The 25,811-nt window shown below is 70.5% G+C and carries 23 protein-coding genes and 1 riboswitch; of the genes, 13 read left to right on the top strand and 10 right to left on the bottom strand.

Features of this window, described 5'->3' with window-relative positions:
• Positions 1 to 57: 57 nt before the first annotated feature.
• Genes ACLB9X_RS21815 through ACLB9X_RS21805 form a run of 3 tightly spaced genes read right to left on the bottom strand, consistent with a single transcriptional unit; the run spans position 58 to position 3,826 of the window.
• Positions 58 to 615: a DUF6262 family protein gene (locus ACLB9X_RS21815; RefSeq protein WP_410362063.1), complete on the bottom strand. Its 558-nt coding sequence runs from the start codon at positions 613 to 615 to the stop codon at positions 58 to 60.
• Positions 612 to 3,065: a tyrosine-type recombinase/integrase gene (locus ACLB9X_RS21810; protein WP_410362062.1), complete on the bottom strand. Its 2,454-nt coding sequence runs from the start codon at positions 3,063 to 3,065 to the stop codon at positions 612 to 614. The genes ACLB9X_RS21815 and ACLB9X_RS21810 overlap by 4 nt, the downstream gene beginning before the upstream one ends.
• The gene (locus ACLB9X_RS21805; RefSeq protein ID WP_410362205.1) at positions 3,062 to 3,826 is read right to left on the bottom strand and encodes a tyrosine-type recombinase/integrase; all 765 of its coding nucleotides are present in this window, start codon (positions 3,824 to 3,826) and stop codon (positions 3,062 to 3,064) included. The genes ACLB9X_RS21810 and ACLB9X_RS21805 overlap by 4 nt, the downstream gene beginning before the upstream one ends.
• A 24-nt stretch (positions 3,827 to 3,850) precedes the next feature.
• On the opposite strand from ACLB9X_RS21805, the gene ACLB9X_RS21800 reads away from it, so the two are divergent.
• From ACLB9X_RS21800 to ACLB9X_RS21790, 3 genes are all read left to right on the top strand, one after another.
• On the top strand, positions 3,851 to 5,095 hold the full coding sequence (locus ACLB9X_RS21800; RefSeq protein ID WP_410362061.1) for a DNA-processing protein DprA: 1,245 nt from the start codon (positions 3,851 to 3,853) through the stop codon (positions 5,093 to 5,095).
• 240 nt (positions 5,096 to 5,335) lie between these two features.
• Entirely contained in the window at positions 5,336 to 6,172 is an 837-nt protein-coding gene (gene whiG / locus ACLB9X_RS21795; RefSeq protein WP_410362060.1) for an RNA polymerase sigma factor WhiG, read from the top strand.
• Positions 6,173 to 6,233: 61 nt separating this feature from the next.
• Complete coding sequence (locus tag ACLB9X_RS21790; protein WP_410362204.1) at positions 6,234 to 6,791, top strand: TetR/AcrR family transcriptional regulator; 558 nt, start codon at positions 6,234 to 6,236, stop codon at positions 6,789 to 6,791.
• 297 nt (positions 6,792 to 7,088) lie between these two features.
• Here the strand turns inward: ACLB9X_RS21790 and ACLB9X_RS21785 are convergent, their stop codons facing one another.
• Positions 7,089 to 7,772: a M23 family metallopeptidase gene (locus ACLB9X_RS21785; RefSeq protein ID WP_410362059.1), complete on the bottom strand. Its 684-nt coding sequence runs from the start codon at positions 7,770 to 7,772 to the stop codon at positions 7,089 to 7,091.
• A gap of 258 nt (positions 7,773 to 8,030) precedes the next feature.
• On the opposite strand from ACLB9X_RS21785, the gene rpsB reads away from it, so the two are divergent.
• From rpsB to ACLB9X_RS21760, 5 genes are all read left to right on the top strand, one after another.
• Entirely contained in the window at positions 8,031 to 8,894 is an 864-nt protein-coding gene (gene rpsB / locus ACLB9X_RS21780; RefSeq protein ID WP_410362058.1) for a 30S ribosomal protein S2, read from the top strand.
• A gap of 122 nt (positions 8,895 to 9,016) precedes the next feature.
• Positions 9,017 to 9,853 (top strand): translation elongation factor Ts, encoded by an 837-nt coding sequence (gene tsf, locus ACLB9X_RS21775; RefSeq protein ID WP_410362057.1) that lies wholly within the window; start codon positions 9,017 to 9,019, stop codon positions 9,851 to 9,853.
• 155 nt (positions 9,854 to 10,008) lie between these two features.
• Positions 10,009 to 10,773: a UMP kinase gene (gene pyrH, locus ACLB9X_RS21770; protein ID WP_410362056.1), complete on the top strand. Its 765-nt coding sequence runs from the start codon at positions 10,009 to 10,011 to the stop codon at positions 10,771 to 10,773.
• A 134-nt stretch (positions 10,774 to 10,907) separates the two neighbouring features.
• Positions 10,908 to 11,465 (top strand): ribosome recycling factor, encoded by a 558-nt coding sequence (gene frr / locus ACLB9X_RS21765; RefSeq protein WP_177151386.1) that lies wholly within the window; start codon positions 10,908 to 10,910, stop codon positions 11,463 to 11,465.
• The gene (locus ACLB9X_RS21760) at positions 11,465 to 12,613 is read left to right on the top strand and encodes a phosphatidate cytidylyltransferase (protein ID WP_410362055.1); all 1,149 of its coding nucleotides are present in this window, start codon (positions 11,465 to 11,467) and stop codon (positions 12,611 to 12,613) included. Before frr ends, ACLB9X_RS21760 begins: the two co-directional genes overlap by 1 nt.
• A 284-nt stretch (positions 12,614 to 12,897) precedes the next feature.
• On the opposite strand, the gene ACLB9X_RS21755 is transcribed toward ACLB9X_RS21760, so the two are convergent.
• A complete protein-coding gene (locus ACLB9X_RS21755) occupies positions 12,898 to 13,143 on the bottom strand; it encodes a hypothetical protein (protein ID WP_410362054.1) in 246 nt (81 codons plus the stop codon).
• A gap of 608 nt (positions 13,144 to 13,751) precedes the next feature.
• Here ACLB9X_RS21755 and rlmN point away from each other — a divergent pair.
• The 4 genes from rlmN (at position 13,752) to ACLB9X_RS21735 (ending at position 18,842) form a co-directional block, all read left to right on the top strand.
• Complete coding sequence (rlmN, locus tag ACLB9X_RS21750) at positions 13,752 to 14,858, top strand: 23S rRNA (adenine(2503)-C(2))-methyltransferase RlmN (RefSeq protein ID WP_410362053.1); 1,107 nt, start codon at positions 13,752 to 13,754, stop codon at positions 14,856 to 14,858.
• A gap of 63 nt (positions 14,859 to 14,921) precedes the next feature.
• Positions 14,922 to 15,045: riboswitch (TPP riboswitch) on the top strand.
• A complete protein-coding gene (locus ACLB9X_RS21745; protein WP_410362052.1) occupies positions 15,041 to 16,138 on the top strand; it encodes a thiamine ABC transporter substrate binding subunit in 1,098 nt (365 codons plus the stop codon). It overlaps the preceding riboswitch by 5 nt.
• Before the next feature lie 38 nt (positions 16,139 to 16,176).
• Positions 16,177 to 17,793 (top strand): ABC transporter permease, encoded by a 1,617-nt coding sequence (locus ACLB9X_RS21740; RefSeq protein ID WP_410362051.1) that lies wholly within the window; start codon positions 16,177 to 16,179, stop codon positions 17,791 to 17,793.
• The gene (locus tag ACLB9X_RS21735) at positions 17,793 to 18,842 is read left to right on the top strand and encodes an ABC transporter ATP-binding protein (RefSeq protein ID WP_410362050.1); all 1,050 of its coding nucleotides are present in this window, start codon (positions 17,793 to 17,795) and stop codon (positions 18,840 to 18,842) included. The genes ACLB9X_RS21740 and ACLB9X_RS21735 overlap by 1 nt, the downstream gene beginning before the upstream one ends.
• Before the next feature lie 180 nt (positions 18,843 to 19,022).
• Here the strand turns inward: ACLB9X_RS21735 and ACLB9X_RS21730 are convergent, their stop codons facing one another.
• From ACLB9X_RS21730 to ACLB9X_RS21710, 5 genes are all read right to left on the bottom strand, one after another.
• On the bottom strand, positions 19,023 to 20,138 hold the full coding sequence (locus tag ACLB9X_RS21730) for an LOG family protein (RefSeq protein WP_410362049.1): 1,116 nt from the start codon (positions 20,136 to 20,138) through the stop codon (positions 19,023 to 19,025).
• An 88-nt stretch (positions 20,139 to 20,226) separates the two neighbouring features.
• Positions 20,227 to 21,366: a hypothetical protein gene (locus ACLB9X_RS21725; protein WP_410362048.1), complete on the bottom strand. Its 1,140-nt coding sequence runs from the start codon at positions 21,364 to 21,366 to the stop codon at positions 20,227 to 20,229.
• On the bottom strand, positions 21,348 to 22,076 hold the full coding sequence (locus ACLB9X_RS21720; RefSeq protein ID WP_410362047.1) for an ABC transporter ATP-binding protein: 729 nt from the start codon (positions 22,074 to 22,076) through the stop codon (positions 21,348 to 21,350). The genes ACLB9X_RS21725 and ACLB9X_RS21720 overlap by 19 nt, the downstream gene beginning before the upstream one ends.
• 188 nt (positions 22,077 to 22,264) lie before the next feature.
• Positions 22,265 to 23,644, bottom strand: coding sequence for an aspartate aminotransferase family protein (locus ACLB9X_RS21715; protein ID WP_410362046.1), 1,380 nt, complete (start codon positions 23,642 to 23,644; stop codon positions 22,265 to 22,267).
• Entirely contained in the window at positions 23,629 to 24,144 is a 516-nt protein-coding gene (locus ACLB9X_RS21710) for an Lrp/AsnC family transcriptional regulator (RefSeq protein WP_410362203.1), read from the bottom strand. Before ACLB9X_RS21710 ends, ACLB9X_RS21715 begins: the two co-directional genes overlap by 16 nt.
• 167 nt (positions 24,145 to 24,311) lie before the next feature.
• Between ACLB9X_RS21710 and ACLB9X_RS21705 the strand changes: the two genes are divergently transcribed.
• Complete coding sequence (locus tag ACLB9X_RS21705) at positions 24,312 to 25,751, top strand: gamma-aminobutyraldehyde dehydrogenase (RefSeq protein WP_410362045.1); 1,440 nt, start codon at positions 24,312 to 24,314, stop codon at positions 25,749 to 25,751.
• Positions 25,752 to 25,811: the final 60 nt, after the last annotated feature.

Below are 25,811 nucleotides of genomic sequence, written 5' to 3'. Positions count from 1 at the left end.
CTCCCTCAGGAGTCTTCCGACTCTAACTCCGATTCGCCCATAGCGAGAAATCGATCGTTATCGTTCTGTTGTCTTAGATCTTGTGGATGACGGTGTGTTGAGCTGGGCCATGAGTTCGCGGTTCGTAGCGCGCGCGGCGGCGAGGTCCTCGTCCCGTTCAGCGACGTCGGCCCGGAGGTCGAGGATCTGCTGCTCTAGCTCGGTGACCCGGCGGGTGAGCGTCTCGACGTCCGCGGGGGCTCCGAGACCGGAGGCCTCCCAGGCGGCTTGGCCGAGGGCCTCGGAGAGGCGTCGTTCAAGCCGGGTGACGTGGGCGGACAAGCGCCGGTTGCGGGCCGTTAGGTTGGCGACGTCGGCCAGCAGCGACTGACGACTGACCTGGTTTCCGGTGGTTGTGCCGGGCGGCGCTTCGGCCGCGCGGGCAACGACGGCCGCGTGGAGGTCGCCGTGGCGGTGGATCAGGCTGCGGTGAACGCCGGCTGCGCGGGCGACCGAGGAAACGGTGATCTCCTCGCCACTCGCGGCGAGCTGGTCGAGTGCCTTGAGGACGCGGGCTCGTCTGCGTTCGGAGTCGGCGGCTCGCGCTTTGGCCAGGTGGTCCGGTGATGTGGTCATGCGTCTCGCTCCAGCCGCAGGTTCGGCTCGGGCGGGCGGGTGCCGGGCATGCCCAGGGAGACCGTGCGGGTCTTGCGCAGCGTCCGGGTGGCTTCATTGATCTGCCCGCGTTCCTCGTCGGTGAGCCCTTCGAGGTCGGTTTCGACCCGCCGGATCAGGGCGCGGATGCGCTTGATCTCTTCCTCGGAGGGGGTGGCCTCGGTGCGGGCCCAGTCGTCCAGGTCGGCTGCGGCGGCGAGTCGTTCACGGTCCCGCAGCAGCGTGTCGAGATAGGTCCGAAGATCCGGCAGGTAGGACGGGTCGGTGCGGAAGTGGTCGCAGCCGACGCAGCGGAACCGGAACGGGCAGCCGTGGCCGCCGGCCTTGACGTTGCTCGGCTCGACGCAGATGCCGTAGGGGACGGAGACCTGCCCGATCCGCAGACGGGCGTGCTCATGGCCCAGGAGCTGGCGGGCCTCGGTCCAGACGCGGTTGCCGTGCCGGTCGAACTGGTGCGAGACGAGCTTGTCGACCGCGGACCGGGTCCGCTTCTCAGTGACTCGGTAGTAGCCCTGGGTCGTTTGCAGCGACCGGTGCCCCATGAGTTCGCGCAGGACATCCGGGAGGGTGCCGGCGTCGGCGTGCCGTTGCGCGTAGGAGTGCCGGTAGGAGTAGGGCACGAGCTCCAGCTTCGGGAACTCGGTGCCGTCGGCCAGCAGCAGGGGCGGCATGGCGTTGATCCAGCGGCGGTGGACGTTGCCGATGTGCTGGAAGCGGAAGGTGTGGGTGCCGTCGGAGTTCTGCCGGGGACGGGGGAAGAGAGCCAGCTGGGTGAGATCCGTGTCAGGGAAGCGGGCCCGGACGGACTTCTTCTGCCGGACGATGATCTCGGCGGTGGAGTCCGGGATCGGTAGCCGGCAGCCGACGCGGTTGTTCTTGAAGTCGGTGTAGACGAGGACGGATTTGCCGTGCTCGTCGGTCTCCATGCAGTCCCAGGGCAGAGAGCCAATCTCGTCGGGGCGGCGTCCGGTGTCGATGAGGATCTCGATCGCGTTGCGCATGTCCGCGCTGCCGTCGCGGATCTCGTCGAGGCTGGCCAGTCGTTTGCAGAGCTGGGCGAGGATCTCCTTCGGCAGGGCCCGACCCTGTCCTTCTTCCGCCACCGGTGGGGGCATGTCGTGCCGGCGGAGGATGAAGTCGTCGGGAAGGTCGGCCAGCATTTCGCCGGGCCGGGTGATGCCCAGGTCGCGGATCTCGTTCAGGAACCTGCGGACCCAGCGGCAGACGGTCACACGCCGGAAGGGGCTGACCTCGCCGGTGTGCTCCAGGTGAGCCATGTACTGGGTGAAGGCTTCAAGGTCGCGTCGGCCGAGGGCAGCCGGGTCCTTCCCGCCGTCCTCGCGGCTGCGTACCAGGCTCTGGGACAGGTGCCTCAGGCAGAGGATCATCTCGGAGAGGCTGTTGGGAATGTTCTTGCCGTAGCGGCGCGGGATCTCGTCCAGCACCCATGCCTTGCAGGCCCGGCGCATCCACTCCTGGAGGAGCTGGGTGAAGTCCAGCCGCCGCCACTGGCCCAGGCCGAAGGCACCCATGTTCCAGACGTCTTTGATCTGCTCCAGCTCAGGGGTGGAGACACCTGCGGCGATCAGCTGCCGCATCTTGTTGACCGTCCCGCTGACCTTTGTGTTGGGCCGGACCTGGATGTCGGTGAACTGTTCGACGCGCTGTTCACGCAGGTGCTGGACGATGCTGCGCAGCTGCATCGGCGGTGTCTTCACTTCGGCGTCCGTGCGGGCCTGGAGCACGTAGAGGACTTCGGTGACCACGAGGGGCGCCAGGCCCCGCAGGCTCACGGCCGTCGATTCAGCCGTTCCCGGCTCTGTGCGGCACCAGGTCTCGAAGTTGGAGCCGCGGGCCTCGGCGTCCTTCCAGCGCACCCAGTGCGGAGGGCAGAACGCCTTCGAGCTGGTCGATCGCATCCGGTGGCAGGCGTCCACCGAGCAGGGACCGAACCCGGGCATCGGCTTCACCCGCGGGTGGGCGAAGAACTCCTCAAGCGGCGGGCAGCCCTGCTTCTTGAACTGCTCGCGGTGCCAACTGCACAACTGCGTGCGAGACGAGGTCCAGGGCCGCTCGCACTTCGGGACAGCACAGGCTCCGGACGTGCCGCTGATGACCTTCGGCTGGCTGGCTAGGAACTCCTCGATGGGTTGCCCGGTCCGCTTCCAGCGGCTGCGGCAGGCCGAGCACAACCACAGCTCTGTCCGGCGGGCCTGTGCCCAGCAGCCGGGGCGGGCGCAGATCACCAAGCCCAGAAAGGGGTGATCTGGTGAAGGGCGTAAGACCTGGAACGTGTCGTCCCAGTTCAGCAGAGTCAGCGTCTCCGGGCGGATCAGTTCCCGCAGCCGGTTCGCGCGTGCGGGCAGCAGGTCCGATGCCGGGGGCGGCACCAGTTGCAAGGCTGCGGTCATGTGTTCCTCCTCGGAGCGAGAGCTGCGACTCGTTCGACTGCGGCTCTCAGCCGCTGCGGGTCGGGCTGCAGGTAGACCTGCGAGCTGGACGGGCTGGCGTGGCCGAGCAGGTCGGCGATCTCGTCCAGGACGGCGCCCGCGTCGGCGGCGTTGCTGGCGAACGCGTGCCGCAGGGCATGGGGGTGGACCCCGTCCTTCATGCCGGCCCGGCGCGAGAGCCGGTCGAACAGGTCGTTCAGGGCCGCGGGCGGCATGGGAGCACCAAGTGGCGGGCGGAAGAGGTTGACCAGCACGAAGTCGCTGTCCCGGGCCATCGGGCAGCCGTCTCGTTCGGTGACGTATTGGTCGTAAGCCTGGACCAGCAGGAAGTCGACGGGGACGGCGCGCGAGCGTTTTGACTTCGCCATGGCGCCGTTGTCGTTGTCTCGGCGCACCACGTGCAGGTGGGAGCCGGGAACCCGGCAGCCCAGTCCGCTGGCGTCGAGGACGAAGTGGATGTCCTGGCGGCGCAGGCCGCACGCCTCGCTGCGGCGCAGCCCGGCTCTGGCCAGCAGGAGCACGATGAACCGGTCCCGGGCGTTGCGGCAGGCCCGCAGCAGGGCCAGGACCTCTTCGTCGCTGGCGCGGTCGACCGGCTCGTCCGGTTCGGCGGCCCGGTGCCGGGCTTTGGCGAAGTAGCGCAGCCCGCTGCCCTCGCCGCGGGCATCGGGCGGCAGGTCACGGTCGTCGGCGATTTCGTAGAGCTGGGACAGCACGAACATCGGCACCGTGCCCAGGCTCGTGCCGTGCGCGAGGAACTCGCGGACTCCTGCGAGCACGGTGTTGATCCGGCGCGGCCCTCGGACCGGCTCGCTGCCCGGACCTACCACCACCGTGCTGTCGTCCCCGGCCCAGTGGCGCAGCCAGAGCATGAAGCTGCCCAGGCGGCCCGCAGCCGTCGTCCAGTCCCGCCCGGTGCACCGGCACCAGGTCAGGTAGAGGGCGACCGCGCCGGCGTACGTGCGCGTCGTCGACTCCGCTTGATCCCGCCCGAACCGCACGTGCCGCAGAAACTCGTCCGCCGCCGGAACGGGCGCCAGACAGTCATCGTCCAGCACTGTCCAGTACCGCTGGCCCGACGGCATCACTACACGGAAAGGTCGGAGTCTTCCGAAGATCTGATGAGTCACACGCCTTCAACGACAACCCCGACGTGCCCGACACGGCCTCGAGAAGCGTCGTACACAACACTCCACCTGCGGGTGACACGACAGTGCACGACAAGTCCACAAACACGAGAGAACATGGCGGCCGCGCTCGCCACCGGGCTCGCCGAGCGGGGCTGGGTCGTGGTGTCCGGGGCGGCGTTCGGGGTCGACGGCGCGGCGCACCGGGGCGCGCTCGCGGCCGGTGGCGCCACCGTCGCCGTGCTGGCCTGCGGGGTCGACGTCGGCTACCCGCCCGGGCACACGGCGTTGATCAAGCGCATCGTGCAACAAGGGCTCGTCGTCGGTGAGTTGCCGCCCGGAGACCATCCCACGCGGAGCCGGTTCGTCCTGCGGAACAGGGTGATCGCCGCCCTCACCCGGGGCACCGTCGTCGTCGAGGCCGAGTACCGCAGCGGCTCCCTGGTCACCGCCCGCCGGGCCCAGCAGCTCGGACGCTTCACGATAGGCGTTCCCGGGCCCGTGACCAGTGGTCTCTCGGCCGGGGTGCACGAACTGCTGCGCGGCGGCGCCGTGCTCGTCACCGACGCCGCCGAAGTCGTCGAGCTGGTGGGGGACATGGGCGACCTCGCGCCCGAGCGCACTGGTCCCGTCCTGCCCAGGGACCTGCTCGATCCCCGCAGCAGGCGGGTCCTCGAGGCGTTGCCCGCACGGCGCGCGGTCTCCTGCGCCGAGGCCGCCCGGTGCGCCGGTACGACGGAGGACGAGGCGCTCGGCAGGCTGTACGAACTGCATTCGCTCGGCTTCGTCGAGCGGTGCACGGAAGGATGGAGGTTGACGTCTTGCGCCAGAAGCGGTTCGAACGCGCGGCGAGGCGATGCTTGACCTGGAGCATTCGGGTGAAAAGGTTAAGGCGATGACCTTCGGAGTCCCGTGCGCGACGCCTGAGGGGCCGGTGCGCTGGGCATCGGCCCCGAATCGAAGCTGTGGGCGAGGGCGAATACCCGGGCAGGTTCCTTCCGCTTCCCTCGCCCACCGCGACGGCGTAGTCACGCTACGCTCACCGGGTTCCGGCCTCGGCCGCCCCTCACCGCCCCCTCACAGCAGAACGGCTCAAGGCAACGCATGCCCCAGCACACGTCCGGGTCTGACCGCGCGGCAGTGCCACCCGCTGCCCGTGGCACCGTGCGGCCCTCGGCTCCCTCGTCGGTCGAGGAGCTGTGGCGGTCGTACAAGGCCACGGGTGACGAGCGGTTGCGGGAGCAGCTGATCCTGCACTACTCGCCGCTGGTCAAATACGTGGCGGGCCGCGTCAGTGTGGGGCTGCCGTCCAACGTCGAGCAGGCCGACTTCGTCTCCTCCGGCGTCTTCGGTCTCATCGACGCCATCGAGAAGTTCGACCTCGACCGGTCGATCAAGTTCGAGACGTACGCGATCACCCGCATCCGGGGCGCGATGATCGACGAGCTGCGGGCGCTGGACTGGATCCCGCGTTCGGTGCGACAGAAGGCACGCGCCGTCGAACGCGCCTACGCCACCCTGGAGGCCCAGCTGCGGCGCACACCCTCCGAGGCGGAGGTCGCGGCCGAGATGGGCATCACGATCGAGGAACTGCACGCGGTTTTCAGCCAGTTGTCCCTGGCCAATGTCGTGGCGCTGGAGGAGCTGCTGCATGTGGGAGGCGAGGGCGGCGACCGGCTCAGCCTCATGGACACCCTGGAGGACACGGCCGCGGACAACCCGGTCGAGGTCGCCGAGGACCGGGAGCTGCGCCGGCTGCTCGCCCGGGCCATCAACACACTCCCCGAGCGGGAGAAGACCGTCGTCACGCTCTACTACTACGAAGGGCTCACCCTGGCCGAGATCGGCCATGTCCTCGGGGTCACCGAGAGCCGCGTCAGCCAGATCCACACGAAGTCGGTCCTGCAGCTGCGGGCGAAGCTGGCCGACGTAGGACGTTGACGCCGAGTCGCCACGGCCGCATCCGTACAGTGGAGGCGTGCCCAGGATTCGAGCGGCCTCCGTGGCCGAGCACCGGACGATGCAGCGAGGCGCCCTGCTGGACGCCGCGCGCTCACTCCTGTCCGAAGGCGGTACGGAGGCGCTGACCTTCCCCGCACTCGCCGAGCGCACGGGTCTCGCGCGGTCCTCCGTTTACGAGTACTTCCGCTCGCGCGCCGCGGTCGTCGAAGAGCTCTGTGCCGTGGACTTCCCGGTGTGGGCGGCGGAGGTCGAGGCCGCGATGGACCGCGCGGACACGCCCGAGGGCAAGGTCGAGGCGTATGTGCGCCGTCAGCTCGACCTGGTCGGCGACCGGCGCCACCGGGCCGTCGTCGCGATCTCCGCGAGCGAGCTGGACGCCGGGGCACGCGAGAAGATCCGCGCCGCCCACGGGGGACTGATCGCGATGATCGTCGAGGCGCTGGGGGAGCTCGGCCAGGAGCAGCCCCGGCTCGGGGCGATGCTGCTGCAGGGCGTCGTGGACGCCGCGGTCCGCCGTATCGAGCTCGGCGTGGCCGAGGACCCGTCCACCGTCGCCGACGCGGCGGTCGCGATGGCGCTGCACGGCGTCCGGGGCTGAGGCGGACCGCGGGACCCCGGGAGCGCGGGGCTACGGCAGTGGTGCGCGTAAGGCCGCGGGGCCGTGGGCTACGGCAGTGGTGCGCGTAAGGCCGCGGGGCCGTGGGCTACGGCAGTGGTGCGCGTAAGGCCGCGGGGCCGCGGGCTACGGCAGTGGTGCGCCGAGGGCCGTGGGAGCCACGGGCTACGGGAGCGGTGCGCGGAAGGCTCGGGGACCGCGGCTACGGCAGCGGCACGTGGAGGGCCGCAGGGGCCGGGGGCCACGGCAGTGGTGCGCGTAAGGTCGTCGGCCCGTCGGCTACGGGAGCGGTACGCCGAAGACGGGGAGCAGTCTGGAGGGCGGGCGGCGCAGCATCGACGGCGGGAGCAGGGACAGCGGGTCGAGGTACTCCGTCCCGCGCAGCAGCCCCCAGTGCAGACACCCCGCGGCGCAGTGCCACGGCCCCTCGGCGACCGTCGCCACCACCTGCCCGGCGGCGACCTCTTCGCCCTTGCCCACCTGCGGGCGGACCGGTTCGTATGTGGTCCGCAGCGGCGGGTCGCCCGTACCGGTGAGGCTGATCACCAGCACGCCGCGGTGCGCGACCCGGCCGGCGAAGGCGACCCGGCCGGCCGCCGCCGCGCGGACGGGGCTGCCGGGCGGCGCGGCGAGGTCGACGCCGCGGTGCCCGGCGCCGTAGCGCGAAGCGGGCGGCGCCCAGCCCCGTACGACGACGGGCCGGGGCGCCCCGACGGGCCAGCTCCGCGCCCCGCCGTTCCCGTCCGCGCGGAACCGCGGCGGCGCCACCGCCGCCACGCCCTCCGCCCCGGCACGGACCGTGAAGCCCCCGCCCGGCGCCCCCGCCGCCGCTCCCGCGGCGAGCGCCGGCCCCGAACCCGGCCCCGCACCCGGCCCGCGTGGGGACGACGAGGCGAGCAGCGTGAGCAGCAGCAAGACGGGCAGGGAGCGGCACAGGTGCCTCGCGGGAAGTGCGCAGTTCATGGGGACACCGTCCCGCGGCCCGCCCGACCCGCGCTGATCTTGGTCCTGATCTGTGGACAACCGGGTGGTTGTGGACAGCGCCGTCACCCGGCACGTCACGGGTCCCGTACACTTCTTCTGGCGATCCGGGTCACCGGGTCGACTTCGCACGCCCCGCCACCCACCCCTCGTCGGTCGGTGGCCGCGCTCCTCGGTCCCTTGCGGCACGGCGCGTATCGGGGCGTCAGGACACAACCGAGTACCCAAGGAGATACGGCCATGGCCGTCGTCACGATGCGGGAGCTGCTGGAGAGCGGCGTCCACTTCGGTCACCAGACCCGTCGTTGGAACCCGAAGATGAAGCGCTTCATCTTCACCGAGCGCAACGGCATCTACATCATCGACCTGCTCCAGTCGCTGTCGTACATCGACCGCGCCTACGAGTTCGTCAAGGAGACCGTCGCGCACGGCGGCTCCATCATGTTCGTCGGTACGAAGAAGCAGGCCCAGGAGGCCATCGCCGAGCAGGCGACGCGCGTCGGCATGCCGTACGTCAACCAGCGCTGGCTGGGCGGCATGCTCACCAACTTCTCCACCGTCTACAAGCGTCTGCAGCGCCTCAAGGAGCTCGAGCAGATCGACTTCGAGGACGTGGCCGCCTCCGGCCTCACCAAGAAGGAGCTCCTGGTCCTCTCCCGCGAGAAGGCCAAGCTGGAGAAGACCCTCGGCGGTATCCGCGAGATGCAGAAGGTGCCGAGCGCCGTCTGGATCGTCGACACCAAGAAGGAGCACATCGCCGTCGGTGAGGCGCGCAAGCTCCACATCCCGGTCGTCGCGATCCTCGACACCAACTGCGACCCCGACGAGGTCGACTACAAGATCCCGGGCAACGACGACGCGATCCGCTCCGTCACCCTGCTCACCCGCGTGATCGCCGACGCCGTCGCCGAGGGCCTCATCGCCCGCTCCGGCGCCGCGACCGGCGACCAGAAGCCGGGCGACAAGGCCGCCGGCGAGCCGCTGGCCGAGTGGGAGCGCGACCTGCTCGAGGGCGAGAAGAAGGCGGACGAGGCCAAGGCGGACGAGGCCAAGCCGGCCGAGGCCGCTGCCGAGGCTCCGGCCGCCGAGGCCGAGCAGGCCTGACCTACGGCCTGACCTTCACAGGTTCGGTTGACGACGGCGGGGGCGCGCAGCCCCCGCCGTCCACCCGTAGATCTTCCAGATCTTCGTAGATCTTTCAGACTTCGAGAGAGAAACTCAGACTCATGGCGAACTACACCGCCGCTGACGTCAAGAAGCTCCGCGAGCTCACCGGCGCCGGCATGATGGACTGCAAGAAGGCGCTGGACGAGTCGGACGGCAACGTCGACAAGGCCGTCGAGGCCCTGCGCATCAAGGGCCAGAAGGGCGTCGCCAAGCGCGAGGGCCGCTCCGCCGAGAACGGCGCCGTCGTCTCCCTGATCGCCGACGACAACACCTCCGGTGTCATCGTCGAGCTGAAGTGCGAGACGGACTTCGTCGCCAAGGGCGAGAAGTTCCAGGCCGTTGCCAACGCGCTCGCCGCGCACGTCGCCGCCACCTCCCCGGCCGACATCGAGGCGCTGCTCGCCTCCGAGATCGAGCCCGGCAAGACCGTTCAGGCGTACGTCGACGAGGCCAACGCCAACCTCGGCGAGAAGATCGTCCTGGACCGCTTCGCGCAGTTCTCCGGTGGCTACGTCACGGCGTACATGCACCGCACCATGCCCGACCTGCCCCCGCAGATCGGTGTTCTCGTCGAGCTCGACAAGCAGAACGCCGAGATCGCCAAGGGTGTCGCGCAGCACATCGCCGCCTTCGCCCCGAAGTACCTCTCCCGCGAGGACGTCCCGGCCGAGGTCGTCGAGGCCGAGCGCCGCGTCGCCGAGGAGACCACGCGCGCCGAGGGCAAGCCCGAGGCCGCTCTCCCGAAGATCGTCGAGGGTCGCGTCAACGGCTTCTTCAAGGAGGCCACCCTCCTCGGCCAGCCGTACGCGCTCGACAACAAGAAGTCGGTCCAGCAGATCCTGGACGAGGCCGGTGTCACCCTGAAGCGCTTCACCCGCATCAAGGTCGGCATCTGAGTCCGTACGCGACGGACCCCGGACCCCGGTAGGGTCTGAAGCAGTCGGCCGCGTTCGCGCCGGACGACCGCAGATCTGACGAGGAGGCCATTGCCGACAGGGAGAGCACGAACCCACGGCAATGGCCTTCTTCGCATGTGCACGAGGAGATCTCCATGAATCAGGGCGCCGCACAAGGCGACGACAACAACGGCAAAACGGCCGGCCGCTTCATGCTGAAGCTGTCCGGAGAGGCTTTCTCCGGCGGCACCGGTCTGGGCGTCGACCCCGACGTCGTACACGCCATCGCACGGGAGATCGCAGCGGTCGTCCGCGACGGCGCAGAGATCGCCGTCGTGATCGGCGGCGGAAACTTCTTCCGCGGAGCCGAACTCCAGCAGCGCGGCATGGACCGGGCACGCTCCGACTACATGGGCATGCTCGGCACCGTCATGAACTGCCTCGCCCTCCAGGACTTCCTGGAGAAGGAGGGCATCGACTCGCGCGTGCAGACCGCCATCACCATGGGGCAGGTCGCGGAGCCGTACATCCCGCTGCGCGCCGTACGGCACCTGGAGAAGGGCCGCGTCGTCATCTTCGGCGCCGGTATGGGCATGCCCTACTTCTCCACCGACACCACCGCCGCCCAGCGCGCCCTGGAGATCGACGCCGAAGCACTGCTGATGGGCAAGAACGGGGTCGACGGCGTCTACGACTCCGATCCCAAGTCCAACCCGGACGCGGTGAAGTTCGACGCGCTGGAGTACGGCGAGGTGCTGTCCCGCAACCTCAAGGTCGCCGACGCCACCGCCATCACCCTCTGCCGCGACAACGCCCTCCCGATCCTCGTCTTCGAACTCCTCGCCGAGGGCAATATCGCTCGGGCGGTCCGGGGTGAGAAGATCGGCACGCTCGTGAGCGACCGGGACACCCGGGCCTGACCCGAGGGCCTCGGGGGCGCCCTCGGGGGATGGACAAAGCCCTGCCGGTCGTACACCGTGCAGGGAACACGCGACGCAGGTTCCGCCGGCCCAGTCCGATGCCGGGCCCAACTCAAGACACGCAGGAGCAAGTGGTGATCGAAGAGACCCTCCTCGAGGCCGAGGAGAAGATGGAGAAGGCCGTCCTGGTCGCCAAGGATGACTTCGCCGCGATCCGCACCGGACGTGCGCACCCGGCGATGTTCAACAAGATCGTGGCGGACTACTACGGTGCCCTGACCCCGATCAACCAGCTGGCGTCGTTCTCGGTCCCGGAGCCGCGGATGGCCGTCGTGACGCCGTTCGACAAGACCGCGCTGCGCAACATCGAGCAGGCGATCCGCGACTCGGACCTCGGTGTCAACCCGAGCAACGACGGCAACATCATCCGCGTGGTCTTCCCGGAGCTCACGCAGGACCGCCGCAAGGAGTTCATCAAGGTCGCCAAGTCGAAGGCCGAGGACTCGAAGATCTCGATCCGCTCCGTCCGCCGCAAGGCGAAGGAGACCATCGACAAGTTCATCAAGGACGGCGAGGTCGGCGAGGACGAGGGCCGGCGTGCGGAGAAGGAGCTCGACGACACCACCGCGAAGTACGTGGCGCAGGTCGACGAGCTGCTCAAGCACAAGGAAGCCGAGCTGCTCGAGGTCTGATGAACGACTCTTCCTGGGGGGCCTCGCACGGCGCCGGATACGCCGGTGCATGGCCACCGCCCGACCAGGGGCCCCTCCCGGCGGGTCCTGCCGCCGATGGGCACGGCGCGCGGTATACATCAGAGACGCAGCCCATGCCCATCGTGCCGGTCTTTCCCGACGCAGGTAGAGACGCCGAATTCCCCGAGGGACCCAGCGGCCGGGCCGGCCGCGAGGACCGCGACCGGGGGGCCGCACGGCTCGGTGGCCCCCTGTTCCGCGACGAGAACACGCAGGAGCCCATGCCCAGCCCGCCGTCGGCAGCGCCCCAGCAACCGCAGCCGCCGCAGAAGAAGCGGGCCGGCCGCGATCTGCGGGCGGCCATAGGGGTCGGTGTGGGGCTCGGCGCGGTGATCGTCGCGTCGCTCTTCATCGTCAAGGCCGTCTTCGTCGGCGTGATAGCGGTCGCCGTCGTCGTCGGCCTGTGGGAGCTGACCACCCGCCTCCAGGAGCGCAAGCAGATCAACGTGCCGCTGGTGCCGCTCGCGATCGGCGGCGCGGCCATGGTCGCCGCCGGTTACGTGCGCGGTGCCGAGGGCGCCTGGGTGGCCATGGCGCTGACCGCGCTCGCGGTGCTCGTCTGGCGTATGACCGAGCCGCCCGAGGGCTACCTCAGGGACGTGACGGCGGGTGTGTTCGCCGCGTTCTACGTGCCCTTCCTCGCCACGTTCGTGGCGCTGATGCTCAGCGCGGACGACGGGCCGGAACGGGTGATCACCTTCCTGGTGCTCACGGTCGTCAGCGACACCGGCGCGTACGCGGTCGGCTGGCGATTCGGCAAGCACAAGCTCGCGCCGCGCATCAGCCCCGGAAAGACCCGCGAGGGACTGGTCGGAGCGGTCGCCTTCGCGATGGCGGCGGGCGCGCTGTGCATGCAGTTCCTCGTCGACGACGGCACCTGGTGGCAGGGCCTGCTGATCGGCCTCGCGGTCGCGGCCAGCGCGACGCTGGGCGACCTCGGGGAGTCCATGATCAAGCGGGATCTCGGCATCAAGGACATGGGCACCCTGCTCCCCGGCCACGGCGGCATCATGGACCGGCTGGACTCGCTCCTGCCGACGGCCCCGGTGGTGTGGCTGCTGCTGGTGCTGTTCGTGGGGGCCGGCTGACCCCGCGGGGCGGCACGCGCCGGGACCGTCGGGCAGCGACCGGCTGAACGGCTCCGGCCGGCTCCACCCGCTGTGCGGGGCCGACTGGCCTGCGGTCTTCTTCGTGAGGGCTCGTCGTCCATAGGGCGGCGAGCCCTCCGTCGCATCTCTGCGACACGAAGTCAGCGGGGTAGGCGCGAAGGCGCAGCCTCTCGCTCAGTGCCCTGTCCCTTGACGTCACGTTCTTCGTTTCCGACGCGACGGGCGGCCCTGCCCTCCAAGGGAAGGGCAGGCGTCGGGCGGTTTCAGGAGGTTGTCGGCGTCATGATCCGGCTGAGGATGTCGCTTGCGGTGGACAGCTGCCCTGGGTGCTGACCGTCCTTGTCTTTGCCTTTGTCGTCCTTGCCGATGGTCCCGATCGCCACCTGCTGCGGGGAGTCGCCCACCTGAACGGTGCTGATGACGGCGTTGAGGTTGGTGTTGATCACCGACACGGTGTCGTCACCGGCGTTGGTGACGTAGACGCGGCGACCGTCCGGGGTGATGGCCACGCCGGTGGGCGCGTCGCCGACCGGGATCGTGGTGACGGTTCTGGTGTTCCCTGTACTACTGCGATAACCGACACAAAGACCTCCTGCAGTGCACTTGATGCGGAGCTGACGATCGCTGCAGTGACGCTAAATGCCGGTATCTGCCAGATGGTTGGAGGTCACATGATTGGGGCCGTATGGGCGATTTGAATCCCCCTCTTGGCCACCTGTCGGCAGCATCGGGCACCGGGCTCCGACGCGACGCGTGGCCCTCCAGCGGTGTTCGGACCGGCGGCCTCCATGCCGACCGCCTGGCGGCTATTCGGTCGGCATCGCCCCTTCGGACCCGGCTGCGCTGCGGGCCTGCTCGGCCAGGTCTGGCTTGCTGTGGTCGGGCGCTGGTTCGGCAGGGACCACGCGCGGGGGAGAGGTTCGCCCTGCCGTGGTCGACGGCTCGTGCGGTCGTTCAAGCCGCTCCTTGCCCTGCCGGCCAGCCAGAACGTGTTCCGGCTGGGCCGTCTGCGGGCCGTCCAAGGTTGCCCCACAGCGACCGGCAACGACCGATGACGCCCACCGCCGGCATCGAGGCCCGCGGGTCACCGGACTCCGTCTGCGACACTGGTAGCACCATGCCCAAGCCCGGAGAACTCACTTTCGTCGCGCCCCGCGGAGCCAAGAAGCCCCCGCGGCACCTCGCCGACCTCTCGCCTGCCGAGCGCAAGGACGCCGTCGCCGCGATCGGCGAGAAGCCGTTCCGCGCCAAGCAGCTGTCCCAGCACTACTTCGCGCGGTACGCGCACGACCCCGCGCAGTGGACCGACATCCCCGCTGCCGCGCGCGAGAAGCTCGCCACGGAGCTGCTGCCCGATCTGATGTCGGTCGTGCGGCACATCTCCTGCGACAACGACACCACCCGCAAGACGCTGTGGCGCCTCCACGACGGCACGCTCGTCGAGTCCGTCCTGATGCGCTACCCGGACCGGGTCACGATGTGCATCTCCTCGCAGGCGGGCTGCGGGATGAACTGTCCGTTCTGCGCGACCGGACAGGCCGGTCTCGACCGGAACCTGTCCACCGCCGAGATCGTGCACCAGATCGTCGACGGCATGCGCGCGCTGCGGGACGGAGAGGTCCCCGGCGGCCCGGCCCGGCTGTCCAACATCGTGTTCATGGGCATGGGCGAGCCGCTCGCCAACTACAAGCGGGTCGTCGGTGCCATCCGCCGGCTGACCGACCCCGAGCCCGACGGTCTCGGCCTCTCGCAGCGCGGCATCACCGTCTCCACGGTGGGCCTGGTCCCCGCGATGCTGCGCTTCGCCGACGAGGGCTTCAAGTGCCGCCTCGCCGTCTCCCTGCACGCGCCGGACGACGAGCTGCGCGACACGCTCGTGCCGGTCAACACCCGTTGGAAGGTCCGCGAGGTCCTCGACGCCGCCTGGGAGTACGCGGAGAAGTCCGGCCGCCGGATCTCCGTCGAGTACGCGCTGATCCGCGACATCAACGACCAGGCGTGGCGCGGCGATCTGCTCGGCCGGCTCCTCAAGGGCAAGCGGGTCCATGTCAACCTGATCCCGCTGAACCCCACGCCCGGCTCCAAGTGGACCGCGTCGCGGCCGGAGGACGAGAAGGCGTTCGTGGAGGCCATCGCCGCCCACGGTGTGCCGGTCACGGTCCGGGACACTCGCGGGCAGGAGATCGACGGCGCGTGCGGGCAGCTGGCGGCGCAGGAGAGGTGACCGGGGGCCGTCGGCCGGGTGGCTGATACTGTGCCCTGTGCGTTCGCACAAATGAACAACGAAACATTCCGACAGGGGAGCGCAGCAGCGCTGAGAGTGCGGCAGGGCGTGCGAAGACGCCCAGGGGCCGCAGACCCTCGGACCTGATCCGGGTCATACCGGCGTAGGGAGTCAGCACCATCATGAACAGCCAGCTTCGGCGTGCCGCCGGCGCAGCACTCGCCGCCGCCCTCGGCGTCACCGCCCTCGCGGCCTGCGGCGGCGGGTCCGAGGACTCCGGGTCCGGCACAAGCGGCGGGTCCAAGACCGTCACCCTTGTCAGCCACGACTCCTTCGCGGCGTCCGACGCCGTCCTCAAGGAGTTCACCCGGCAGACCGGGTACACCATCAAGGTCCTCAAGAGCGGGGACGCCGGCGCCGCGCTCAACAAGGAGATCCTCACCAAGGGCTCCCCGCAGGGCGACGTCTTCTTCGGCGTCGACAACACCCTGCTCTCCCGCGCCCTCGACAACGACCTGTTCACGCCCTACGAGGCCCAGGGGCTGGACCAGGTGGCGGACGAGGCGCGGCTCGACGGGGACAAGCACCGTGTCACGCCCGTCGACACCGGCGACATCTGCGTGAACTACGACAAGAAGTACTTCGCCGACGAGAAGCTCGCGCCCCCGAAGACCTTCGCCGACCTCGCGAAGCCCGCGTACAAGAACCTGCTCGTCGTCGAGAACCCGGCGACGTCCTCGCCCGGCCTCGGCTTCCTGCTCGGCAGCGTCGGTGCGTTCGGCGAGTCCGGCTGGCAGGACTACTGGAAGAAGCTCAAGGCCAACGGCGTCAAGGTCGTCGACGGCTGGGAGCAGGCGTACAACGAGGAGTTCTCCGGCTCGGCGGGCGGCAAGAAGGCGGGAGCCGACCGTCCCCTCGTCGTCTCGTACGCCTCCAGCCCGCCGGTCGAGGTCCTCTACGCCGACCCGCAGCCCGCCGAGGCGCCCACGGGTGTCGCGACCGGCACCTGCTTCCGCCAGATCGAGTTCGCCGGGCTGCTCAAGGGTGCGAAGAACGAGGCGGGCGGCAAGGCGCTGCTGGACTTCCTGATCACCAGGACGTTCCAGGAGGGCATGCCGCTCACCATGTTCGTCAACCCCGTGGTCGAGGGCGCGAAGCTGCCCGAGCTGTTCACCGAGCACGGCGTGGTCGTCGACAAGCCCGAGACCGTCGCTCCCGGCACGATCGCCGAGAACCGTGAGCAGTGGGTCCGGTCGTGGTCCTCGCTCGTCCTGAAGTAAGGCAGTTGCTGCGGGGGAACGCGGCACGGTTCGCCCTGATGGCCGGACCCGTCGCGTTCTTCGCCGTCTTCTTCGCCTATCCGGTCACCGCGATCGTCGGCCGCGGCCTGCGCGTCGAGGGCGCCTGGCAGTTCGGGCGGTTCGGTGAGGTCCTCGGACGCCCGGACATCCTGCACGTCCTGTGGTTCACCACCTGGCAGGCGCTCGCCTCCACCGCGCTCACCCTGCTCGTCGCCCTGCCCGGCGCCTACGTGTTCGCCCGGCTCGACTTCCCCGGCAGGCGCCTCCTGCGTGCCGTGGTCACTGTGCCGTTCGTGCTGCCGACGGTCGTCGTCGGCACGGCCTTCCTCGCCCTTTTGGGCCGCGGCGGGCTGCTCGACGAGCTGTGGGGCGTGCGCCTGGACACCACGGTCTGGGCGATCCTGCTCGCGCACGTCTTCTTCAACTACGCCGTGGTCGTCCGCACCGTCGGCGGCCTGTGGTCGCAGCTCGACCCGCGTCAGGAGGAGGCCGCGCGGGTGCTCGGCGCCGGGCGGCTGACGGCCTGGCGGCGGGTGACGCTTCCCGCGCTCGTGCCGTCCGTCGCCGCGGCCGCGCTGATGGTCTTCCTGTTCACCTTCAGCTCCTTCGGCATCGTGCAGATCCTCGGCGGTCCCACCTTCGCCACCCTCGAAGTGGAGATCTACCGGCAGACGGCCGAGATGCTCGACCTGCCGACGGCGGCCGTGCTCACGATGCTGCAGTTCGCCACCGTCTGCGTCGTCCTCGCCGTCCACGCCCGTGTCGTGCGGCGCCGTGAGGGCGCGCTCAGGCTCGTGGACCCGGCCCGTACCGCACATCGTCCGCGCGGAGCTGCCCAGTGGAGCGTGCTCTGCGGGGTGCTGGGCAGCGTCGCCCTGCTGCTGATCGCGCCGCTCGGCGTACTGGTCGAGCGGTCCTTCGACACTCCCCGCGGCTACGGGTTCGACTACTACCGCGCGCTCACCGTGCTCGACGAGACCGGCGGCGCCTTCCTCGTCCCGCCGGTCGACGCCGTGGCCAACTCGCTGGAGTACGCGCTCGTCGCGACCGCCGTCTCGGTACTGGTCGGCGGGCTCGCGGCGGCCGCCCTCACCCTCCGGGCCGGCCGGCTCGTCCGGGGATTCGACGCCCTGCTGATGCTGCCCCTCGGGGTCTCGGCGGTGACCGTCGGCTTCGGCTTCCTGATCGCGCTCGACGAGCCGCCGGTCGACCTGCGCGGCTCGTGGATGCTGGTGCCGCTCGCGCAGGCGCTGGTCGGCGTGCCCTTCGTCGTACGGACGATGCTGCCCGTGCTGCGCGCCGTCGACGTCCGGCTGCGCGAGGCGGCGGCCGTGCTCGGCGCGTCGCCGCTGCGCGCCTGGCGCGAGGTCGATCTGCCGCTGGTGAGCCGGGCGCTGCTGGTGGCGGCGGGATTCGCGTTCGCCGTGTCACTCGGCGAGTTCGGGGCGACCGTCTTCATCGCCCGGCCCGACCAGCCGACGCTGCCCGTCGCCGTCGCCCGGCTGCTGGGCAGGCCCGGAGAGCTCAACTACGGGCAGGCGATGGCCCTCGGCACGATCCTGATGGTGGTGTGCGCCGCCGCGCTGCTCCTCCTCGAACGCCTCCGTACCGACACCACCTCCGAGGAGTTCTGATGGCGCTGCTGGAACTGGAGGGCGTCACCGTACGGTTCGGCTCCCGGGCCGCCCTCGAAGCGGTCGACCTGAAGGTCGCCGAGCACGAGATCGTCTGCGTGCTGGGACCGAGCGGCAGTGGCAAGTCCACGCTGCTCAGGGTGGTCGCCGGACTCCAGCGTGCCGACGCGGGCCGGGTGCTGCTCGCGGGCGCCGACCAGGCCGGAGTGCCGGTCCACCGCCGGGGCGTGGGGCTGATGTTCCAGGACCACCAGCTCTTCCCGCACCGCGACGTGGCGGGCAACGTCGCCTTCGGCCTGCGCATGCGTCCCTCCGGAGCGGGGGAGACCTCGCGCGTCGGCCGCCGCAGCCGCCGGGTGGACGAGTTGCTCGAGCTCGTCGGGCTGCCGGGGGCGCAGCGACGGTCCGTGGCCGCGCTGTCCGGTGGTGAGCAGCAACGGGTCGCGCTCGCCAGGGCGCTGGCGCCGGAGCCCAAGCTGCTGATGCTCGACGAGCCGCTCGGCCAGCTGGACCGCGGGCTGCGCGAGCGGCTCGTCGTCGAACTGCGCGGGCTGTTCGGCCGGTTGGGAACCACGGTCCTCGCCGTCACCCACGACCAGGGGGAGGCCTTCGCGCTCGCCGACCGTGTCGTGGTCATGCAGGAGGGGCGCATCGCCCAGACGGGGACGCCGCTGGAGGTGTGGCAGCGCCCGGCGTCGGAGTTCGTCGCACGCTTCCTCGGCTTCGACAACGTCGTGCCGGCCACGGTCAGTGGCGCGGCAGCCGACACCCCCTGGGGCAAGATTCCCGTCCCGGACTGCTCGCCGCAGGGCGAACGCTCGCTGCTCGTACGGCCGTCCGGGGTGCACGTCGTGGAGCCGGGCCAGGGCCTGGCGGCCACGGTCGTCTCGCGGACGTTCCGCGGCAGCCACGTCGCCCTGCGTCTGCAGCCTGCCGAGGGACCCGTGCTGGAGGCCGAGTGTTCCCTGCGCGCCGCGCCGGGCGAGGGGGCAGCGGTCGGCGTGGTGATCACCGCGGACGACGTGGTGGTCCTGACACCCGGCCCCTGACCCACGGGCCCGGTCCCGGCGCCCGGCACCCGACGCACGGTTACGTTGCCTGACCCGCGGTCCCTGTGCTGGTGCGCGGCGTACGGGCCTCGGTGTCGTTGCCGGGCCACGGTGCCGGTGCCGGTGCCGGACCAACGATACCGGTACCGGCCGCCGGGCCCACGGTCCCGCTCGCCTCGCCTACGCGCCGGTCCCCAGCCGCAGCAGCGCCCCGGGCACCTCGTCGACCGAGTCCACCAGGGCGATCCGGGACTCCATGGCCCGGCCCCGGGCCAGCGAGCGCAGCAGCGGCCACGTGGGCAGGTGGTCGGTCCAGTGGGCGCGGTCGACCAGCACCATGGGGGTCGGTTCGCCGCGTGAACCGTAGTAGTTCGGGGTCGCGTTGTCGAAGATCTCCTGCACCGTTCCCGCCGCGCCCGGCAGGAAGACCACCCCCGCGTCGCAGCGGGCCAGCAGACCGTCCTCGCGCGTGGCGTTGGCGAAGTACTTGGCGATGTGCCCCGCGAACGCGTTCGGCGGCTCGTGCCCGTAGAACCAGGTGGGGATGCCGACCGAGTCGGCGCCCAGCGGCCAGCGGACGCGCACCTCGAAGGCCGCCTGGGCCCAGTCGGTCACCGAGGGCATGAACGAGGGTGCCTTCGCCAGCAGTTGGAGGGCGTCCGCCAGCATCTCATCGGCGTGCCCAGCGGCGTACGCGCCGAGGTTGGCGGCCTCCATCGCACCCGGCCCGCCCCCCGTCGCCACCGTGAACCCCGCGCGGGTGAGGGAGCGGCCGAGCCGGGCCGCGCCCGCGTACGCCTCGGTCCCCCGGCCCATCGCGTGGCCGCCCATCACCCCCACGACGCGGGCGGTGACGAGGAGTTCGGCGAGGGCGTCCGAGACGGCGTCGTCGTGGATCGAGCGGAGCATCGAGGCGAAGACGTCGCCGTCGGCCTTGGTCCGCTGGAACCAGTCGTAGGTGAGGGCGTCCGGAGTGGCCGCGTATCCGCTGTCGAGCCCGGTGAACAGCTCGCCCGCGGTGTAGAGACTGCCGCGGTACGGGTTGAAGGGCAGGTCCGGTACGGGTGGGAAGACGAGCGCCCCGTCGGCACGGACCTTGGCCGCGGCCGCGGGCTCCATCGGGCAGCCGAGGAACACGGCACCGTCGGCGTCCGTGGCCAGCAGCACGGACGTGCGCCGGGTGAGGTCGACGGACTGGACGCGCATTCCGGCGAGCGACCCGCGGGAGACCACCCGGTCGAACGCGTCGAGTGACTCGATCTCGCGGTGCTCCGCCTGCGGCTCGGGGTGCGTCATGGGCCTACGATAGGCCGCGGGGGTGCCTACGACGCCGCGGGGAAGGGCCGGGCCCGCGCGCAGACGGTGAACGGGACGGAGAGAGGGCCTAGCCCCGCAGCGGCGCGGCCGCCAGGGTCGCGAACGTCAGGGTCAGCGGCGCGAACAGCGCGAGCAGGGCCCCCGCGCGCAGCCACGCCGCCTGGCGCAGTGCCGCCGGGTGCGCGCCCAGCCGCAGCAGGGCCTCGGTCGTGGCGGCGCGCGACTGCCGGACCTCCAGCGCCGCCGTGAGCAGTGTGGCCGTCGTGCAGGCGGCGACGAGCGTCGTGCCCAGAGCGGTCATCGGGCCCCAGGGGCGGACCACGTCGCCGTGGACCGCGATCACCGCGAGCGCGCCGGAGGCCACCGCGCACACCACGCCGAGCGGACGGCCGACGCGGCGGGCCTCCTCCATGAGGATGCGGCCCGCGAGCAGCCGGGTCGCACCGGGGCGTACGGCCTGCAGGACGCGGCCGCACAGATGGGTGAGCGCCGGACCCGCGAGCCACAGGCCGGCCGCGGCCAGCACCCAGCCCGCGAGGACCCCGGCCGGGTGGCCGCCGATCTGGCCGGCCAGGGCGAGCGTCTGCCCGGAGGGCCGTCCGCTCGTGTACGCCTCGACCGCGAGACCACCGGCGATCATGGCGATCCCCCACGGCAGTCCGGCGGGCGCCGAGGCGGGCGCCCCCTCCTCGGCGGCCGGCCGGGGGCGCAGCGCGAGCGCGGCGCCCGCCGTCGCGGCCACCGGGACGAGCGACAGCAGCAACAGCACGGCGCCGGGCGGCAGCCAGAAACCGGCCGCCAGCAGGTCGGCGGCCGCTCCGTCGAACGGCAGCCCGCTCAGGTCGCCCCGCAGGTGCAGGAAGAACAACAGCGCCACGACGCTCCCGAGCGTCGTCGCGACAGCCGTCGCCGTCGCGGCGACCACCGAGAGCCTGGCCGGCCCGAGACCGACGGCCGACAGGGCGGGCCGCGGCCGGGTGGTGGGATCGGCGCGGGCGACGGCGACGGCGAAGTACACGGTCACCGCGAGCGGGATCGCGCACCACAGCAGCCGCTGGGTGGCGGTCCCGGAGTCGGCGGGATGGGACAGCGCGTACGTCAGGGTGCACAGCAGCAGGAACCCGACGCCCGCCGACGTCGCGGCCACCACGAGCCGCCGCAGCTGGACGAGGGCGTGAGCGCCGCGAGTCAGACGGAGAGCGAGCACGCGGCCCGGCCTTCCACCTCGGCGAACTGGGGGGAGCCGGCCCGGCGGCCGTCGGCGAGCACGATCACGCGGTCGGCGACGGCGGCCACGTCGGCATCGTGCGTGGCGAGGACCATGGTCATGCGATGGGACCTGGCGGCGGCCGCCACCGTACGCAGCACGTGCGTGCGGTCGGTGCTGTGCAGCGCCGCGGTCGGCTCGTCGGCGAAGAGTACGGACGGCGTGGTGACGAGCGCCCGGGCGACGGCGACGCGCTGCTCTTCGGCCCGCACGAGGGCGTACGGCCGCTTGTCCACGGCGGCCCCGATGTCCAGGCGGCCCATCCACTCCAGGGCGGCCTTCTTGGCCGTGCGGCGGCCGACGCCGCACAGCAGCAGCGGCAGGGCGACGTTCTCCCACGCCTTGAGCTCGGGGACGAGCGTCGGTTCGGGGTCGATCCAGCCGAACCGGTCGCGGCGCAGCCGCTCCCGCTGGAGCGGGGGCATGGTGTGCACGGGCGCGCTGTTGAACCACACCTCGCCCTGCTGCGGGACGAGCTGACCGGACAGGCACCGCAGGAGCGTGGTCTTTCCACTGCCGCGCGCTCCGTGCACGGCGAGGATCTCGCCGTCACGTACTCCGAGCGACACCCCGACGAGCGCCGGTGAGCCGCGGTGGGAGTGGTGCAGGGAACGAGCCCAGATCACGTCGTTGTCCGGCGGGAGCACCATCGCGTACACCTCGGTTCTGATCAGATTTCCGACCCCCCGTACGGGGGAACGAGAACAGGGCCGATCGGTAACTGGCACGCTAAGGAGTCACTGCCGGGCTCCGGGGAAGCACGCGGCCCGGGCACCGCCCATCTCACTCGGATGGGGGCACCCGGGCCGTTCGTACGGGGGGGCCGGAGCCGGGGAGGCTAGAGCTTCGTCCAGGCCTCGGTGAGGACCGAGCGCAGGATCTGCTCGATCTCGTCGAAGGTCGACTGGTCGGAGATCAGCGGCGGCGCCAGCTGGATCACCGGGTCGCCGCGGTCGTCGGCCCGGCAGTACAGGCCGGCGTCGAACAGCGCCTTGGAGAGGAAGCCGTACAGGACGCGCTCGGTCTCCTCGTCGGTGAAGGACTCCTTGGTGACCTTGTCCTTCACCAGCTCGATGCCGTAGAAGAAGCCGTTGCCGCGGACGTCGCCGACGATCGGCAGGTCGTGCAGCTTCTGCAGCGTCGACAGGAAGTTGCCCTCGTTGTCGAGCACGTGCTGGTTGAGCTTCTCGTTCTCGAAGATGTCGAGGTTGGCGAGGCCCACGGCCGCGGAGACCGGGTGGCCGCCGAAGGTGTAGCCGTGCAGAAAGGTGTTGTCGCCCTTGTAGAACGGCTCGGCGATGCGGTCCGAGACGATGCAGGCACCGATCGGCGAGTAGCCCGAGGTCATGCCCTTGGCGCAGGTGATCATGTCCGGCACGTAGCCGAACTTGTCACAGGCGAACGTCGTGCCGAGGCGGCCGAAGGCGCAGATGACCTCGTCGGAGACGAGCAGCACGTCGTACTGGTCGCAGATCTCGCGGACCCGCTGGAAGTACCCGGGGGGCGGCGGGAAGCAGCCGCCCGCGTTCTGCACCGGCTCCAGGAAGACCGCGGCGACGGTCTCGGGGCCCTCGAAGAGGATCTGCTGCTCGATCTGGTCGGCGGCCCAGCGGCCGAAGGCCTCCGGATCGTCGCCGTGGATCGGCGCGCGGTAGATGTTGGTGTTCGGCACCTTGTGGGCACCGGGGACGAGCGGCTCGAAGGGGGCCTTGAGCGCCGGCAGGCCGGTGATGGACAGGGCGCCCTGCGGGGTGCCGTGGTAGGCGACCGCGCGGGAGATGACCTTGTACTTGGTCGGCTTGCCCTGGAGCTTGAAGTACTGCTTGGCGAGCTTCCAGGCGGTCTCGACGGCCTCGCCGCCGCCGGTGGTGAAGAAGACCTTGTTGAGGTCGCCCGGGGCGTGGTGCGCGAGGCGCTCGGCGAGCTCGACGGCCTTCGGGTGGGCGTAGGACCACACCGGGAAGAACGCCAGTTCCTGTGCCTGCTTGGCGGCGACCTCGGCCAGGTCCTTGCGGCCGTGGCCCGCCTGGACCACGAAGAGGCCGGCGAGGCCGTCCAGGTAGCGCTTGCCCTTGTCGTCGAAGATGTAGGTGCTCTCGCCACGCACGATGGTGGGCACGGGTGCGTTCTCGTACGACGACATGCGGGTGAAGTGCATCCACAGGTGGTCGTAGGCGGTCTTGGAGAGGTCCTTGCTCACGGCTATCGGGTTCCCCACATATAGGTCTGCTTCTTGAGCTTGAGGTAGACGAAGCTCTCGGTGGAGCGCACGCCGGGGAGCGCACGTATCCGCTTGTTGATCACTTCGAGCAGGTGGTCGTCGTCCTCGCAGACGATCTCCACCATCAGGTCGAAGGAGCCCGCGGTCATCACCACGTACTCGCACTCGGCCATGGCCGTCAGCGCATCCGCCACGGGGTCCAGGTCGCCCTCGACCTTGATGCCGACCATCGCCTGGCGCCGCAGTCCCACGGTGAGCGGGTCCGTGACGGCGACGATCTGCATCACGCCTTGGTCGAGCAGCTTCTGGACGCGCTGTCGCACGGCCGCCTCGGAAAGGCCCACGGCCTTGCCGATCGCTGCGTACGGACGGCGCCCGTCCTCTTGGAGCTGTTCGATGATGCCGAGGGAGACGGCGTCGATCGTCGGGGACGACGAACCGCTGCCCACCTGGTTCCTGGAGTCTGCGCTACGACTGGCCACGACCTCACTGTGCACCGGTACCCGTCGATCTGGCAAGCTCTGAATGATGAAATTCGTTGTTCAGGCGATAGAATCTCACCGAATCCGAAGTTGACGGCCGTCGGCCCTGTTGAAAACGTCGCACAAGCGATTAGGGTGGGGGTGTCTCACCCATCGGACATCTGACAGGAGGGGTGGCAACAGTGACCACCGAGCTGCGTCGTCTGCGCAACTACATCAACGGGGAGTTCAGGGACGCCGCCGACGGCCGGACCATCGACGTCGTCAACCCCGTCACCGGCGAGGTGTACGCCACGTCGCCGCTCTCCGGACAGGCTGACGTCGACGCCGCCATGGAGGCCGCCGCCGCCGCGTTCCCCGCCTGGCGTGACACCACGCCCGCCGAGCGCCAGAAGGTGCTCCTGAAGATCGCGGACGCCTTCGAGGAGCGGGCCGAGGACCTGATCGCGGCCGAGTCGGAGAACACGGGCAAGCCGCTCGGGCTGACCCGCACCGAAGAGGTCCCGCCGATGGTGGACCAGATCCGCTTCTTCGCGGGCGCCGCGCGCATGCTCGAAGGCCGCTCCGCCGGCGAGTACATGGAGGGCATGACCTCCATCATCCGCCGCGAGCCGGTCGGCGTCTGCGCCCAGGTCGCGCCGTGGAACTACCCGATGATGATGGCCGTCTGGAAGTTCGCCCCGGCGCTCGCCGCGGGCAACACCGTGGTGCTCAAGCCGTCCGACACGACCCCGGCGTCGACCGTGCTGATCGCGGAGATCATCGGCTCCGTGGTGCCCAAGGGTGTCTTCAACGTCATCTGCGGCGACCGCGAGACCGGCCGCGCGATGGTCGAGCACCCGACGCCGGCGATGGCCTCCATCACCGGCTCCGTACGCGCCGGCATGCAGGTCGCCGCCTCCGCCGCCAAGGACGTCAAGCGCGTCCACCTGGAGCTCGGCGGCAAGGCGCCGGTCGTGGTCTTCGAGGACACCGACATCGCCAAGGCCGTCGAGGACATCTCGGTCGCGGGCTTCTTCAACGCAGGCCAGGACTGCACGGCCGCCACGCGCGTGCTCGTGCAGGACTCCATCCACGACGAGTTCGTGGCGGCGCTCGCGAAGGCCGCGTCGGAGACCAAGACGGGTGCGCCGGACGACGACGACGTGCTCTTCGGCCCCCTCAACAACGCCAACCAGCTCGCGCAGGTCAGCGGCTTCATCGACCGCTTGCCGGCGCACGCCAAGGTCGAGGCGGGCGGCCACCGCGTGGGCGACAAGGGCTACTTCTACGCCCCGACCGTCGTCTCCGGCCTCAAGCAGGACGACGAGATCATCCAGAACGAGGTCTTCGGCCCGGTGATCACCGTCCAGTCCTTCTCGGACGAGGCGCAGGCGCTGGAGTGGGCGAACGGCGTGGAGTACGCGCTGGCGTCGTCGGTGTGGACCAAGGACCACGCGCGTGCGATGCGCATGTCGAAGGCACTGGACTTCGGCTGCGTGTGGATCAACACCCACATCCCGCTGGTGGCGGAGATGCCGCACGGCGGTTTCAAGAAGTCGGGCTACGGCAAGGACCTGTCGGCGTACGGGTTCGACGACTACACGCGGATCAAGCACGTGATGACGTCGCTCGACGGCTGATCGCGCCCGGTCGCGAGGGGCGGGGCGGGGAGGTTTCCCCGTCCCGCCCTTTTCGTGTCC

It is taken from the genome of Streptomyces sp. 5K101 (assembly GCF_046506645.1).
Classification (GTDB): domain Bacteria; phylum Actinomycetota; class Actinomycetes; order Streptomycetales; family Streptomycetaceae; genus Streptomyces.
This window is presented reverse-complemented; position numbering and strand designations above follow the sequence as displayed.